This window comes from Streptomyces lunaelactis (genome assembly GCF_003054555.1).
GTDB lineage: Bacteria > Actinomycetota > Actinomycetes > Streptomycetales > Streptomycetaceae > Streptomyces > Streptomyces lunaelactis.
In genome coordinates, this window is sequence record NZ_CP026304.1 from 3,807,473 (window position 1) to 3,820,974 (window position 13,502).

Below are 13,502 nucleotides of genomic sequence, written 5' to 3' on the forward strand. Positions count from 1 at the left end.
GTCAGGTAGTGCAATCCGATGGGGGACACCATGAGCAGCAACGAGAAGAAGCCGGAAGAGATCACCACGATGGGCGACCACCACGCGCCCGCGCCGCCCGCCGACGGCACGATCACCACCCAGGGCGACCACCACGCGCCGGTGCCGCCGGTCGACGGCATCGACGGCACCATCACCACGATGGGTGACCACCACGCGCCCGTGCCGCCGAAGCTCCTGGCCGACGGCGGGGCCACCACTCAGGGCGACCACCACGCGCCGGTCCCGCCCAAGGGCTGATCCGGACTCCTTATGAACGGGGGGCGGCCGCGGCGGCGCGGAGGGGGAGCCGTCGCGGCCGCGGCATGTCCGCGCCCGGTCAGGCGCGCGCCGGCCCCGCGCACCGATCAGGCACGCCGGTCGGGCGCGCGCCGGCAAGGCCCCTGCCGGTCAGCCTCCCGCCCGCGACCGCAGCTCCGTCTTGAGCACCTTCCCGCTCGCGTTCCTCGGCAGCTCGGTCACGAACTCGACCTCCCTCGGGACCTTGTAGTTCGCCATCTCCCGCCGCGCCCACGCGATCAGGTCGTCCGCCGTGAGCGTCGAGGCCCGGCGCCGTACCGCGTACGCCCTGCCCACCTCGCCCAGCCGCGGATCGGGGACGCCGATGACCGCCACGTCCGCCACATCGGGGTGCAGGCCCAGCAGTTGCTCGATCTCCGCCGGGTAGGCGTTGAAGCCGCCGACGATGAACATGTCCTTGATCCGGTCGGTGATACGGAGATTGCCCTGCGGGTCGAGCACGCCGACGTCACCGGTGTGCAGCCAGCCGTCCGCGTCGACGGCCTCCGCCGTCTCGTCCGGGTCCTCGAAGTACCCCTGCATCACGTTGTGTCCGCGCACCAGGACCTCGCCCGGCTCGCCCGTGCCGGCCAGTACGCGCACCTCTGTGCCGGGTATCGCGCGGCCCGAGGTGGACGCGATCGTCTCGGGGGCGTCGCCGCGGCGGCACATGGTGACGATGCCGCTCGCCTCGGAGAGGCCGTACGCCGTGAGGACCGTGGCGATATGGAGCTCGTTGCGCAGCCGCTCCACCAGCCGGAGCGGGACGACCGCCGCGCCCGTGACCACCAGGCGGAGTGCCGAGAGGTCGTGGGCGTCGCGGGCCGGATGGTCGAGCAGCGACTGGTGGAGGGTGGGCGGGCCCGGCAGCACCGAGATGCGTTCGGAGGCGATATTGGCCAGGACCGTGTCCACGTTGAAGACCGGCTGCGGGACCATCGTCGCGCCCCGCGTCAGGCAGGCGATGATGCCCGCCTTGTAGCCGAAGGTGTGGAAGAAGGGGTTCACGATCAGATAGCGGTCGCCCTCGCGCAGTCCGGCGAGTTCGCTCCACACGTCGTAGCAGCGCAGCGTCTGCGCATGGGTGATGACGGCGCCCTTGGGCCGGCCCGTCGTGCCCGAGGTGAAGACGATGTCGGAGGGCGCGGAGGAGTCGATCGCGTCGGCGCGGGTGCGAACCTGCGCCGATGAGATGCCGTCGCCGCCCGCCAGGAAGTCCTTCCAGGTACGGAAGTCCTCGGGGGCGCTGTCCGCCAGCACCACCACCTGCTCCAGGTGCGGAAGGTCCACCTCCGCCCGGCGCAGGGACGCCACGTACGAGGTGCCCAGGAAGGTGCCCGTGACGAAGAGGAGCTTGGCGCGGCTGCGCTGCAGGACGTACGCCGCCTCGCCGCCCTTGAAGCGGGTGTTCAGCGGTACCAGTACCGCCCCGGCCGTCACCGCGCCGAGCGCCGAGACGATCCAGTCGAGGGTGTTGGGCGCCCAGACCGCGACCCGGTCGCCCGGTTCGACGCCCGAGGCCATGCAGGCGGCGGCCGCGCGCTCCACGCGTTCGCCCAGTTCGGCGTACGAGACCCGGGTCCGGCCCTCGACGACGGCCTCCCGCTCTCCGTACAGTTCGGCAGCGCTCCGTACCAGCTTCGGGATGCTGCCCCACTCCAGGTCGCCGCGCATCGCAAGCCCTCCCACCACAAGTAGCTGACTACCCGTCAGATTAGCTGTACCCTCCCCCACATGGCGAGCCTCAAGGACGCAGCAGCGATAGCCGGGATAGGACAGACGGCCTTCGCCAGACACCTCCCCGACTCCGAGAAGACCCTGGCGTGCCGGGCCATCCTCGCCGCGCTCGACGACGCCGGGATCGATCCCTCCGAGGTCAACGGCTTCGCCTCGTACACGATGGAGGAGACCGACGAGGTCGAGGTCGCCAAGGCCATCGGCGCCGGGGACGTGACCTTCTTCTCCAAGGCCGGTTACGGCGGCGGCGGTTCCTGCGCCACGATCGCGCATCTCGCGGGCGCGATCGCCACCGGCCAGGCGAGCGTCGGCATCGCCTGGCGCTCACGCAAACGCGGCTCGGGCCCAAGGCCCTGGAAGAACACGGCGGTCCAGCTGGCCACCCCCGCCCAGTGGACCCGCCCCTTCGGACTGCTGCGGCCCGCCGACGAGATCGGCATGCTGGCCCGCCGGTACATGCACGAGTACGGCGCCACCCGCGACCACCTATTCAATGTCGCCCTCGCCTGCCGCAACCGCGCCAACCAGAACCCCGCCGCGGTCATGTACGAACGGCCGCTGACCCGCGAGATGTACATGACCGCCCGCTGGATCAGCGAGCCGCTCTGTCTCTTCGACAACTGCCTGGAGACGGACGGCGCGCTGGCGTGCGTGATCGTGAGCGCCGAGCGGGCCCGCGACTGCCGGCAGAAGCCGGTGTACGTCCACTCCGCCGCTCAGGGCCTGCCCGCCCAGCACCACGGGATGGTCAACTACTGGAACGACGACCCGCTGACCGGACCCTCCTGGACGGCGGCCAGGCAGCTGTGGAAGACCGCCGACTTCGGTCCGCAGGACGTCGATGTGGCACAGATCTACGACGCGTTCACCCCGCTGATCCCGCTGTCCCTGGAGGGCTACGGCTTCTGCGGCCGCGGCGAGGGCGCGGCCTTCACGGAGGGCGGCGCCCTGGAGATCGGCGGCCGGCTGCCGGTCAACACCGGCGGTGGCGGGCTCTCCGAGGCGTACGTCCACGGCTTCAACCTCATCAACGAGGGCGTGAAGCAACTGCGCGGCAGCTCCACCGCCCAGGTCCCGGACGCCGCGACCTGCCTGGTCACGGCGGGCGAGGGAGTGCCCACTTCGGCCGTTCTGCTGAGGAGTTGAGATGCTCACACCGGTTGTCGACGACGACGGCGCGCCCTTCTGGGAGTACGCCGCCGAGGGCGAGCTGCGCGTTCAGGCGTGCGCGGCCTGCGGCGAGCTGCGCTTTCCGCCGCGGCCCTGCTGCCCGCACTGCCGGTCCTTCGACAGCGAGTGGCGCAGGATGAGCGGCCGCGGCCGAATCTGGTCGTACGTACTCCCCCACCCGCCGCTGCTGCCCGAGTACGCGGCCCAGGCCCCCTACAACGCGGTCGTCGTCGAGCTGCTCGACGCACCCCGCATCCGTCTGGTGGGCAATGTGGTCACGACGCCGGACGCGCCGCTGAACTCCGTCGACCCGGCGCGGCTGCGGATCGGGGCCGGGGTGAAGGCGGCGTTCACGCGGCTCGGTGACATCACCGTGCCGCGCTGGCTGCTGGAGCGGTCATGAACATCCGCGTCGACGCGGTCAAGGAGACGGGCGTCGCACTCGTGACGCTGGACCGGCCCGAGAAGCACAACGCGATCGACCTGGAGATGGCGGCCGAACTGGCCACGGTGTGGCGGGAGTTCCGCTTCGACGACACCGTACGGGCGGTGGTGGTGACGGGCGCGGGCGGCAGGGCGTTCTGCACCGGGATCGACCGCTCGGTGGAGGTGCCGCAGCCCTCGTCCCCGTACTCGATCGACGATCCGCTGCTCACGATCGGGCCCAAGGCGAACGACCTGTGGAAGCCGGTGATCGCGGCGGTCGAGGGGATGGCGTGCGGCGGGGCGTTCTATCTGCTCGGGGAGAGCGAGTTCCTCATTGCCTCGCGGGATGCGACGTTCTTCGATCCGCACACGACGTACGGCATGGTCAGCGCGTACGAGTCGGTCTACATGGCCCAGCGGATGCCGTCCGGCGAGGTGGCGCGGATGGCGCTGATGGGAACGGCGGAACGGATCTCGGCGCGGCGGGCGTACGAGACGGGCCTGGTCTCGGAGCTGACGGACCCGGGCGAGGCCGTGCCCGCGGCGCTGCGGGCGGCGGCGGTGGTGGCGTCGTACCCGGCGGAGGCGGTCCAGGGGACAGTGCGGGCGGTGTGGGCGGCGGGGGAGGGCGCGAGGGCGCGGGCGCGGACGCACGCCCCGCACTTGATCGCGCTCGGGAATCTGCCGCCTGCGCGGCAGGCGGAGCTTTTCGGGCGCGGACGGGGCCGGAGCGGTTTCCGGCTGCGGTAGCCGGGGCGTACGGCCTCCGGCCGTGTCCTCAATCGCCGGACGGGCTTGATGTGCCGGGCACAATCCAGCCCTGCCGGCGATTGAGGCGCGGGGTCCGGGGGGCCCTAGCTCGCCGTCCGGGTCGCGCTGACAACCTCGCACTTCTTGTACTCGGAGCCGTCGCCCGAGCCCGTGTACGCCGTGCTCGCGCTGCCCGTCGCCGACGCCCCCGCCGCGACCTGAAGGGCATCCACCTTGGCGGTCGCGACACTGACGTTCGTGTCGCCGAGGTCGCCCTTGAACTGCAGGCTCACGTCGTACTTGTACGCCAGCGAGTCACTGTTGGTGACCGTGATCTTCGCGGTGAGGTTCTTGCCCGTGGCGTCGAGACCGCACTCGTCGATCCTGACGTCGCGCTCGGCCTTGTTGGCGCTGGAGCCGCCGGTCACGGAGCCGGTGGTACCGCCCGACGTGGTGGTGTTGTTGTCGCCACTGCCGTGGCTACTGCTGCTGCTCCCGCCGCCACAGCTCCCACCGTGCGAGCCACGGGCTCCGGTCAGGGCGACGATGGCGATGCCGAATACGGCGATGGCGCGGACATGACGGATCTTCACGTTTCAACCCCCGTTGAAAGTTTGAGTGTTCAGCCCATAGGGCAAGCGCAGAGCGCTCGGTTGACGAGCGCACGTCACCCTAACAGCGATTGATCTCCGCTCAGTCGTCGAGCAGCGCCTCGGCTGTTTAAATGCACCTGACAATCGCGCCGCTCACGGTAGCAGTCGCGAACAGGGGGCATGCGTGACGGCCGTCGTACCAGTCACGGAAGGGGCTGTAACGGCGGCCGTCTCGATCACGACGCTACGCCCGCTGCCCACGGGCCGCCATCGGGGCGAGAGGGCCCCGGTCGGCCTAGCGCCCGCCGCCCGGAGCGCCCCGGCCCGTGGCCGTGCCCTTGACCGCGTCCAGTGCGTACACACAGCGGTCCTTGCTGCACGCGTACACCACCCCGCCCTGCGCCACCGGCGAACCCGTGATCTCACCGCCCGTCGCGAGCTTCCAGCGGAGCTGGCCGCCGCTCGCGTCCAGCGTGTAGAGCACATGGTCCGCGGAGCCGAAGTGGACCCGGCCGTCCGCGACCACCGGGGCACCGATGACCTCGCCGCCCGCCGCGAACCGCCACATCGGCGTGCCCGTCACCGCGTCCAGGGTGTAGAGCGCGCTGCCGCTGCCGACATGGACGTTGCCGTTCGCGACCAGAACGGGCTCGATGGACTGGCGCGACTCCGTGGCGATGCGCCAACGGTCCTTGCCTGTCGTGGCGTCCAGGGCGTACACCGTGCCGAGATAGTCGGCGAGATAGACACCGCCGCCCGTCACCGCCGGACCCGGTGCGAAGACCGGCGGCGAGAGGAAGACCGCCGGCGACTCGAAGTGCCAGCGCACCAGGCCGTTTGCGATGTCGATGGCGAGTACGCGGGTGCCGGCCGCGACATAGACACAGCCGTCGGACGCGGGATGCACCCGTACCGGCACATTGCCGCAGGACGCCGCGTCGCCGATCGGGTACGACCACCGCTCGAGACCCGTGCGGGCATCCAGCGCGCGCAGCCGCGCGTCCTTCCACACGTACACCGTGCCGTCGACGATCGCGGGCCCCGCCTCGGGCGTCTCGAAGTCCGTCTGGGCCCCGGTCGTCTCCCACAGCTTCTCGCCGTTGGACGCCTCCCAGGCCTGTACGCCGCCGCCGCGTGTCCCGGTGAGGACCGTGCCGCGGTCGACCTTGAGGGAGTACACCCAGGCGTCGGTCTGGAGCCGCCAGCGCTCCTGGCCGCTCGTCGCGTCGAGTGCGTACAGCGACGGGCCGTCCGAGGCGTGGATACGGCCCCCGGCGACGGCCATCGCCCACGCCACGTCCCTGGTCTTGAACTGGCGCCGGCCGCTGCCCACGTCCAGGGCGTGTACCTCGAAGGAGGTCACGTACAGCAGCTCCCCGGCCACCACCGGGGTGCCCCAGACGTCGTTCGACATCCGGAAGCGCCACGGCCGCCAGTGCCCGCCGCCCCCGTCCGGGGGCGAGGCGGGCGGCGGCACGGGCGCGGCCACGGGCGGCGGCACGGCGCTGGTCGGGGCCTCCGCGCCGTTCAGCCCGCCGGGCGGGCGGACCCAGCCGGTCGCGGGACCGGCCTCGACGACCGCGCCGCGGCCCGCGTCGGCGACACGGGGGCCGGGACCGATCGGCACCTTGGAGCCGGACAGCCGGACCGGTCCGGCCGCGGCGGGCGCCGATACGGCCGCGGGTGACGGTGCGGCCTGACCCGTACGCGGGTCGCTGCCGCCCCGCCAGGCCGAGTCCCAGTCCGGCCGGGGCGGATGCGGCGGCGGCCGAAGAGGCGGAGGGGTGGGCTCCACCGGGCGCGGCGCCGGTGCCGGGGCCGGGGCCGGGGGCCGCCCGCCGCGGCGCTGCTCGATCATCGCGGTGGCCCGCGTCGGCAGCCATGCGGACGCGGTGCCGCTGTCGTCACTGCCGGAGGAGAAGAGATGCGGGGCGAGCTGCGCCTGCAGATCCTCGGGCGTGGGCCGCCGCACGGCCTCCATCTGCATACAGGACTCGATCAGGGGCCGGAGCTCGTCGGGCAGCCCCGCCAGGTCCGGGCCCTCGCGCAGCAGCATGAAGACGGTCTCGACCGGATTCGCGCCGTGGAAGGGGGCGTGCCCGGTGGCCGCGAAGACCAGGGTGGAGCCGAGCGAGAAGACATCGCTCGCGCCGGTGACGCTGCGTGAGTCGCGCGCCTGCTCCGGCGACATGTACGCAGGTGTGCCCACGGCGACATTGGTCATGGTCAGCCGGGTGTTGGAGACGCCGGACGCGATGCCGAAGTCGATGACCCGCGGCCCGTCCTCCACGACCAGGACGTTCGACGGCTTGAGGTCACGGTGGACCAGACCCGCGCCGTGGATGGACTGCAGCGCCTCGGCGATGCCGGCCGCCAGCCAGCGCACCGCCTGGGCCGGCATCGGCCCGCACTCATTCACTATTTCTTCGAGGGAGGGGGCAGGCACGTACGCGGTGGCGAGCCAGGGCACGGCCGCCCGCGGGTCGGCGTCCACCACGGCCGCCGTGTAGAAACCGCTGACGGCCCTGGCGGCCTCCACCTCGCGGGTGAAGCGGACGCGGAACAGCTGGTCCTCGGCGAGCTCGGTACGCACCGTCTTGATCGCCACGCGACGACCGGACGCCGAGCGCGCGAGATAGACCAGTCCCATGCCGCCGGCACCGAGCCGGCCCAGCACCTCGAACGGACCGATCCGTCTCGGGTCATGCTGCGTCAGCTGCTCCATCACTTGCCTGCCACCTCCCCGTACGGGCCCCAGAAGAAATGGAGCCCGTCACACACAGCCCCCGGAAGCTTCTCACCGCCGAGACCCTCAGCGGTGCGCACCCTGATTCTTCCTGTCGGAGGCGACAGTTGCGAACCCGGGGGCGGATCGGGGTGTCTCACCCGGTTTCGGGCACGGTCCGGGGGGCGGATTGGTTCAGAGCCGCGCCTCCAGGCGTCCGGTGGCCCGCAGAGGGCTGCCGCACGAGATCGAGTCGCTGCCGTCCCCGGTGTGCCAGGCCCCGTACAGGGTCTTGACGCGGACAGGCCACTTCGGGTTGCTCACGTCGTCGCAGTCGACGACCAGCCGCCAGGTGTAGGAGGAGCCGCTGTAGCAATGGGCGGAGGCGGTGTCACCGCTGCCCGCGAGGTGGCAGGGCAGACGGGCGGCGGTGGCGGGCGTCGCGGTGAGCAGTCCGGCGGCTGTGGCGGCGCAGGCGGCGAGGCCGAGGGCGGCCTTGGTACGGAGCACGGGGGTCCTTTCGCGGTGTTCACGATGGGGGAAGGACCACCACTATGGATCAGACACCACTCTCAGGTCTAGACCATTGCCCGCCTCAACTCCCGTTGTTTCAGGCCGCTTTCGGCTCGTCCCCGCCCTCGCCCTCGGACTCCGACTCGGGCTCCGAGGGCTCGGGCTCCTGCTCGGGCTTCGATACGGGCTCCGCCGCGGGATCCGGCCCGGACTCCGACTTCGGCTCCGCCAGTACGGCGAAGGAAGCGCCCTGATTGTCGGCGAGCACGGCGATACGCCCGTACGGAATGTCGAAGGGCGGCGCCTGGACCCTGCCGCCGAGGCGGGTGACCGTCTCGGCGGTCGCGTCGCAGTCCTCGACGCAGAAGTAGATGAGGAAGTGGCCGGGCATCTCGGCCGGGAAGGCGTCGGTGATCACGCTGCGGCCGCCGATCGCGGTGTCCTCGCCCGGCCCCGTACCGGCGGGCGACCACATCCGGAAGTCGACGGAGGCGTCGGGCAGGTCCGTCCCCAGAAAGCCGAAGACCGACTCGTAGAAGGGATCGACGGCTTCCTTGTCGCGCGTGTACACCTCGGTCCAGCAGAAGGAGCCCGGCTCGCCCTGCTTCTCGAAGCCGACCTCGTCGCCGGCCTGCCAGAGCCCGAACACCGCGCCGCCGGGGTCCGCGGCGACCACGATGCGGCCGGCGGTGCCGACCGGCTGCGGTTCGGTGATCACCTGGCCGCCGGCTTCCCCGATCCTCCTGCTGAGCGCGACGGCGTCCGGGGTGGCGAAGTAGACGCCCCAGACGGTGGGCATCCGGCCGTCCTTCTTGGGCACGAGGGCGGCGACGAGCCTGCCGTCGCTGGAGGCGTAGACGTACGGGTCGCCCCCCGCACCTTCTTCGAAAGTCCAGCCGAACAGCTCGCCGTAGAAGCGCTTGCCCGCCTCGACATCAGGGAGCGCCGCGTCCACCCAGCACGGCGTGCCTTCTGCGAATCCGGCCATGGACCTGGTCCCTTCCCTTGTAGCGGGATGTGGCGCCCGTCACACTCAAGCTAACGGCGCATCGCGCGCGGCGCAGGTAGGCCACAGGAACCAAATCGAACATTTGGGCAATTATCAGGATCCGGAGCCACGGGCAGGGCCAGGATTCGTTGAGTTGTGCACAGAAGTTTTCCACAGGCTGTTGATAAGACTATTGGCGCACCCCATTTGCAGTCGGCCGAATAGCGCGCCGATCACCCCTCGGTAAGCTGACGGCATGACAGGACAAGTACGTACCGTCGACGGCCGAGTGGCCGGACGACGCGGACAGGCGACGCGGCAGAAGCTGCTCGACTGCCTCAGCGAGATGCTCAGCTCCTCGCCGTACCGGGACGTCAAAGTCATCGACGTGGCCCGGAAGGCGGGCACTTCACCCGCGACCTTCTACCAGTACTTCCCGGACGTCGAGGGCGCGGTCCTCGAGATCGCCGAGGAAATGGCCAAGGAGGGCGCGGGGTTGACCGAACTGGTCTCCGGGCGCTCCTGGGTCGGCAAGGCCGGGTGGCAGACCTCGGAGGAGCTGGTCGAGGGCTTCCTCGACTTCTGGCGCCACCACGACGCGATTCTGCGGGTGGTGGACCTCGGCGCGGCGGAGGGCGACAAGCGGTTCTACAAGATCCGCATGAAGATCCTGAACTCCGTCACCAACTCCCTTACGGACGCGGTGAAGGACCTCCAGTCCAAGGGCAAGGTCGACAAGGACATCAGCCCGGCGGCGATGGCGGGCTCACTGGTCGCCATGCTGGCGGCGGTTGCCTCGCACCAGAAGGGGTTCACGACCTGGGGTGTGAAGCAGGCGGAACTGAAGCCGAATCTGGCGCTGTTGGTGCATTTGGGCATCACGGGCAAGAAGCCGACGAAGTAGGGGCGGCTGCGACGGAGCACCCCCAAGTCCTGTCACGCCGACGGGGCCACCAATGGTGGCCCCGTCGGCGCTCCCGTCTCCGGACTCACCCGGTCATGTGGTTGCCGTGGGCCGGGGGCGTTGGTGGTTGCTGTCCGGTGGGTGGTTTCCACCGGCGAACCGGGAGCCCGCACCGCGCAAGACAGGGCACACCCTGGCCTGCCGGGCTTGTCTCGTCCTGGTGGGGAGGGGCCGTGCAGGGTCGGCCCCGCAGGGGATGGCGGCAGGTTCGGGGTGACGCGACAAGTGACCTGTATGCCGCCGACCCCGAGGAGTCGAGCCCGGAGGGGCCCCGGAACCCGCACCGGACAAGAACCCGCACCCGTACGCCGAGGCACAAGGCACCGCACCGGAGGCAGTCGCACGCCGGGGCCACTCGTACGCCGGAAGCCATCAGACCGCCACCACGCCGTCGCCGGAAGGCGAGGTCGCGCCCACGGCGAAGAGTCCCGCCCGTTCGGCCGCATGGGCGCGCAGCGCATGCACCGGGCCGAAGAGCAGCTCGTCCGCGGCCGCCCGTTTGAAGTAGAGGTGCGCCTCGTGTTCCCAGGTGAAGCCGATTCCGCCGTGCAGCTGAACCGCCTCGCCCGCCACCACCCGCAGCGCCTCCAGGCCCTGCGCCAGGGCGAGCCCGCCCTCCGCCGGGTCCCACGCCGCGTAGTACGCCGCCGAGCGGGCCGCCTGGACGCGTACGTACAGATCGGCCAGCCGGTGCTTCACCGCCTGGAAGGAGCCGATCGCCCGGCCGAACTGCTCTCGCCCCCTGACGTACTCCACCGTCCGGTCCAGCGCACAGGACGCCGCGCCCACCGCCTCCGCCGCGAGCAGCGTCGCGACCCCCGCCCCTGCCGCGGCCAGCACCCCCGGCACATCCGCCGCCTCGTCCGCGCCGAGCAGCTCGGCCGCGCAGTCCCGCAGCTCGATCCGGGCCTGCGGCCGTGTCTCGTCCAGTGCGGTCTGCCGCGTACGCGACAGGCCCGCCGCATCCGCCCGGACCAGGAACAGGAGCGTACGGCTGCGGGCGAAGCCACCCGTATGGGCCGCCACCAGCAGCAGCCCCGCGCTGTGGCCGTCGAGGACCTGGCCGGCCTCCCCGTACAGCAGCCAGGTCCCGGCATCTCCGGGCTTCGCCTGTACGCCGCCGGCCCGGCCGCCCCCCGCCCACTCCCCCGACGCGTTGTCGCCGCTCAGAGCGAGCGCCGGCGCGAGACTGCCGCCCGGCACGGCGAGCGCGCAGGTCAGCGCGCCGTTCGCGATGCGCGGCAGCAGCTCGTCGCGCTGTGCGGGCGTGCCCAGCGCGGTGATCAGCGGTGCCGCGAGCCCCGCAGTGGCGAGCAGCGGTGACGGCAGCAGCGCCCGCCCGGTCTCCTCGCAGGCGACGGCCAGCTCGGCGAGGCCGCAGCCCACGCCCCCGTACACATCGGGCAGGGCGAGTCCCGGCAGCCCCAGCTGCTCGGACAGCCGCGCCCACAGCTCCCGGTCGTACCCGGCGGCCGTGCGGACGGCGGCCTTGACCTCGTCCGGACCCGACCGTTTGGTCAGCAGTTCGCGCAGGGTCCGGCGTATCTCGTCCTGCTCGGCGGTGAAGGCGGCGTCCATCGGCGGGCTCCTCCCCATCTGACGGGCCGTCATATTAAGGGCGGACAGGGGAGATGCCCAGAGGCGCGCACGCAAGCATGCACGCGGCCGTGCCCGCAGGTGTGGCCGCAGGAGTGGCCGCAGGAGTGGCCGCAGGAGTGGCCGCAGGAGTACTCAGCAGATCTCGCCCGGCGCCGCCGCGGTCGCCCGCAGCAGATCCCGCAGGAGTCCGTAGTCGACCTTCTCCGTGCGCCGGAACCGCAGGCACCCCTTACCCATGTCCTGGTCCGCCAGCCGCTCCTCGAAGTCGTCCCGGACGTCGGGGCGCATCAGATAGAAGGAGAGGTACTGCTTCTGATTGGCGAAGGAGATCTCCGGCTCACCGCCCTTGCGGCGGTAGCAGGGCAGCCCCCACGCCATCACCTCCTCGTACTCCGCGAGCTCCGTACGGCACAGCTCCCGGATCCGGATCAGGGCCGTGAGCCGGTCCTGATCCACCACCTCGGCGAGGTAGCCGTCGACGTCTTCGGCAGTGCTTCTGGGCATGACCCCATACTAGCAATCTGATGTACCGTCAGATTCATGCCTTCCACTCCGCGAGCTCCGCGCAAAGTCGCCATCGTCGGCATATCCCTCTCGGACTGCGGGCGCGTCGACGGCCCCACGCCCTACGCCCTGCACGCCCAGGCCGCCCGCCGCGCACTCGCCGACTCGGGCCTCGAACGCTCCGTCATCGACGGCTTCGGCTCGGCGGGCCTCGGCACCCTCGCGCCGGTCGAGGTAGCCGAGTATCTGGGCCTGAAGCCGAGGTGGGTGGATTCGACCGCCGTCGGCGGGGCGGCCTGGGAGGTCATGGCGGCCCATGCGGCCGACGCGATCGCGGCCGGTCACGCCAATGCAGTACTCCTCGTCTACGGATCGACCGCCCGCGCCGACATCAAGGCGAAGCGGCGCACCTCCAACCTCTCCTTCGGCGGCCGCGGACCGCTCCAGTTCGAGGTCCCGTACGGGCACACGCTCATCTCCAAGTACGCGATGGCCGCCCGCCGCCATATGCACGAGTACGGCACGACGCTGGAGCAGCTCGCATCGGTGGCGGTCCAGGCGCGGGCGAACGCCGCCGCCAACCCGGACGCGATGTTCCGCGATCCGATCACCGTCGACGAGGTGCTGGACGGGCCGGTGATCGCGGACCCCTTCACCAAGCTGCACTGCTGCATCCGCAGCGACGGCGGCTGCGCGGTGCTGCTGGCGGCCGAGGAGTACGTACCGGACACCGCGAAGGACCCGGTGTGGATCCTCGGCACCGGTGAGTACGTCTCCCACACCACGATGTCGGAGTGGGAGGACTTCACCGTCTCCCCGGCGGCGGTGAGCGGCCGGCTTGCCTTCGAGCGCGCGGGTGTCACCCCGGCTGAGATGGATATCGCCGAGATCTATGACGCCTTCACCTATATGACCCTGGTGACCCTCGAGGACCTGGGCTTCTGCGCCAAGGGCGAGGGCGGCGCCTTCGTCGGGAAGGGGCGGCTGACGCGCGACGGCGAGCTGCCGGTGAACACCGACGGTGGCGGACTCTCCGCCTGCCATCCGGGGATGCGCGGACTGTTCCTGCTGGTCGAGGCGGTACGGCAGCTGCGCGGCGAGGCGGGCGGGCACCAGGTGCGCAAGGCCAGCGGCAGGCTTCCGGAGCTGGCGGTGGCGTCGGGGACGGGAGGCTGGTTCTGCTCCTCCGGGACGGTGGTGCTGGGCCGCGGCTGA

Annotated in this window: 13 protein-coding genes; 6 read left to right on the plus strand and 7 right to left on the minus strand. The window is 71.3% G+C overall.

Translation table 11 applies throughout. The annotated features are described in order from the left end of the window. Positions 1–30: 30 nt before the first annotated feature. The gene (locus SLUN_RS17145; RefSeq protein ID WP_108154795.1) at positions 31–279 is read left to right on the plus strand and encodes a hypothetical protein; all 249 of its coding nucleotides are present in this window, start codon (positions 31–33) and stop codon (positions 277–279) included. Between the two features lie 150 nt (positions 280–429). Here SLUN_RS17145 and SLUN_RS17150 read toward each other — a convergent pair whose 3' ends face one another. Then, positions 430–1,992 (minus strand): FadD3 family acyl-CoA ligase, encoded by a 1,563-nt coding sequence (locus tag SLUN_RS17150; RefSeq protein WP_108149314.1) that lies wholly within the window; start codon positions 1,990–1,992, stop codon positions 430–432. A 60-nt stretch (positions 1,993–2,052) separates the two neighbouring features. Here SLUN_RS17150 and SLUN_RS17155 point away from each other — a divergent pair, with 60 nt between their 5' ends. From SLUN_RS17155 to SLUN_RS17165, 3 genes are read left to right on the plus strand one after another with little or no spacing between them, the layout of a single operon-like run. After that, complete coding sequence (locus SLUN_RS17155) at positions 2,053–3,201, plus strand: lipid-transfer protein (RefSeq protein WP_108149315.1); 1,149 nt, start codon at positions 2,053–2,055, stop codon at positions 3,199–3,201. Position 3,202: 1 nt separating this feature from the next. Continuing rightward, positions 3,203–3,628 carry a Zn-ribbon domain-containing OB-fold protein gene (locus SLUN_RS17160; RefSeq protein WP_108149316.1) on the plus strand — a complete coding sequence of 142 codons (426 nt, stop codon included), beginning with the start codon at positions 3,203–3,205 and terminating at the stop codon, positions 3,626–3,628. Continuing rightward, positions 3,625–4,401: an enoyl-CoA hydratase/isomerase family protein gene (locus SLUN_RS17165; RefSeq protein WP_108149317.1), complete on the plus strand. Its 777-nt coding sequence runs from the start codon at positions 3,625–3,627 to the stop codon at positions 4,399–4,401. Before SLUN_RS17160 ends, SLUN_RS17165 begins: the two co-directional genes overlap by 4 nt. Positions 4,402–4,505: 104 nt before the next feature. Here SLUN_RS17165 and SLUN_RS17170 read toward each other — a convergent pair whose 3' ends face one another. From SLUN_RS17170 to kbpA, 4 genes are all read right to left on the minus strand, one after another. Continuing rightward, positions 4,506–4,994, minus strand: coding sequence for a hypothetical protein (locus SLUN_RS17170; protein WP_108149318.1), 489 nt, complete (start codon positions 4,992–4,994; stop codon positions 4,506–4,508). Between the two features lie 295 nt (positions 4,995–5,289). Next, on the minus strand, positions 5,290–7,719 hold the full coding sequence (gene afsK, locus SLUN_RS17175) for a protein serine/threonine kinase AfsK (RefSeq protein WP_108149319.1): 2,430 nt from the start codon (positions 7,717–7,719) through the stop codon (positions 5,290–5,292). A 195-nt stretch (positions 7,720–7,914) separates the two neighbouring features. Continuing rightward, positions 7,915–8,229: a hypothetical protein gene (locus SLUN_RS17180; protein ID WP_108149320.1), complete on the minus strand. Its 315-nt coding sequence runs from the start codon at positions 8,227–8,229 to the stop codon at positions 7,915–7,917. A gap of 100 nt (positions 8,230–8,329) precedes the next feature. After that, complete coding sequence (kbpA, locus tag SLUN_RS17185; RefSeq protein WP_108149321.1) at positions 8,330–9,220, minus strand: AfsK-binding protein KbpA; 891 nt, start codon at positions 9,218–9,220, stop codon at positions 8,330–8,332. 256 nt (positions 9,221–9,476) lie between these two features. On the opposite strand from kbpA, the gene SLUN_RS17190 reads away from it, so the two are divergent. Further along, positions 9,477–10,124, plus strand: coding sequence for a TetR family transcriptional regulator (locus SLUN_RS17190; protein WP_108149322.1), 648 nt, complete (start codon positions 9,477–9,479; stop codon positions 10,122–10,124). A gap of 432 nt (positions 10,125–10,556) precedes the next feature. Here SLUN_RS17190 and SLUN_RS17195 read toward each other — a convergent pair whose 3' ends face one another. Together SLUN_RS17195 and SLUN_RS17205 are read right to left on the minus strand one after the other, a co-directional pair. Continuing rightward, a complete protein-coding gene (locus SLUN_RS17195) occupies positions 10,557–11,762 on the minus strand; it encodes an acyl-CoA dehydrogenase family protein (RefSeq protein WP_108149323.1) in 1,206 nt (401 codons plus the stop codon). 153 nt (positions 11,763–11,915) lie between these two features. Beyond that, complete coding sequence (locus SLUN_RS17205; protein ID WP_108149325.1) at positions 11,916–12,287, minus strand: iron chaperone; 372 nt, start codon at positions 12,285–12,287, stop codon at positions 11,916–11,918. Positions 12,288–12,323: 36 nt separating this feature from the next. On the opposite strand from SLUN_RS17205, the gene SLUN_RS17210 reads away from it, so the two are divergent. After that, on the plus strand, positions 12,324–13,502 hold the full coding sequence (locus SLUN_RS17210; RefSeq protein ID WP_108149326.1) for a thiolase C-terminal domain-containing protein: 1,179 nt from the start codon (positions 12,324–12,326) through the stop codon (positions 13,500–13,502).

Excerpts from the sequence above, each read along its gene's own strand:
- kbpA (WP_108149321.1), bottom strand. The coding sequence starts at position 9,220 with ATGGCCGGATTCGCAGAAGGCACGCCGTGCTGGGTGGACGCGGCGCTC.
- afsK (WP_108149319.1), bottom strand. The coding sequence starts at position 7,719 with ATGGAGCAGCTGACGCAGCATGACCCGAGACGGATCGGTCCGTTCGAG.
- SLUN_RS17165 (WP_108149317.1), top strand. The coding sequence starts at position 3,625 with ATGAACATCCGCGTCGACGCGGTCAAGGAGACGGGCGTCGCACTCGTG.
- SLUN_RS17210 (WP_108149326.1), top strand. The coding sequence starts at position 12,324 with ATGCCTTCCACTCCGCGAGCTCCGCGCAAAGTCGCCATCGTCGGCATA.
- SLUN_RS17205 (WP_108149325.1), bottom strand. The coding sequence starts at position 12,287 with ATGCCCAGAAGCACTGCCGAAGACGTCGACGGCTACCTCGCCGAGGTG.
- SLUN_RS17155 (WP_108149315.1), top strand. The coding sequence starts at position 2,053 with ATGGCGAGCCTCAAGGACGCAGCAGCGATAGCCGGGATAGGACAGACG.
- SLUN_RS17145 (WP_108154795.1), top strand. The coding sequence starts at position 31 with ATGAGCAGCAACGAGAAGAAGCCGGAAGAGATCACCACGATGGGCGAC.
- SLUN_RS17160 (WP_108149316.1), top strand. The coding sequence starts at position 3,203 with ATGCTCACACCGGTTGTCGACGACGACGGCGCGCCCTTCTGGGAGTAC.
- SLUN_RS17195 (WP_108149323.1), bottom strand. The coding sequence starts at position 11,762 with ATGGACGCCGCCTTCACCGCCGAGCAGGACGAGATACGCCGGACCCTG.
- SLUN_RS17190 (WP_108149322.1), top strand. The coding sequence starts at position 9,477 with ATGACAGGACAAGTACGTACCGTCGACGGCCGAGTGGCCGGACGACGC.
- SLUN_RS17150 (WP_108149314.1), bottom strand. The coding sequence starts at position 1,992 with ATGCGCGGCGACCTGGAGTGGGGCAGCATCCCGAAGCTGGTACGGAGC.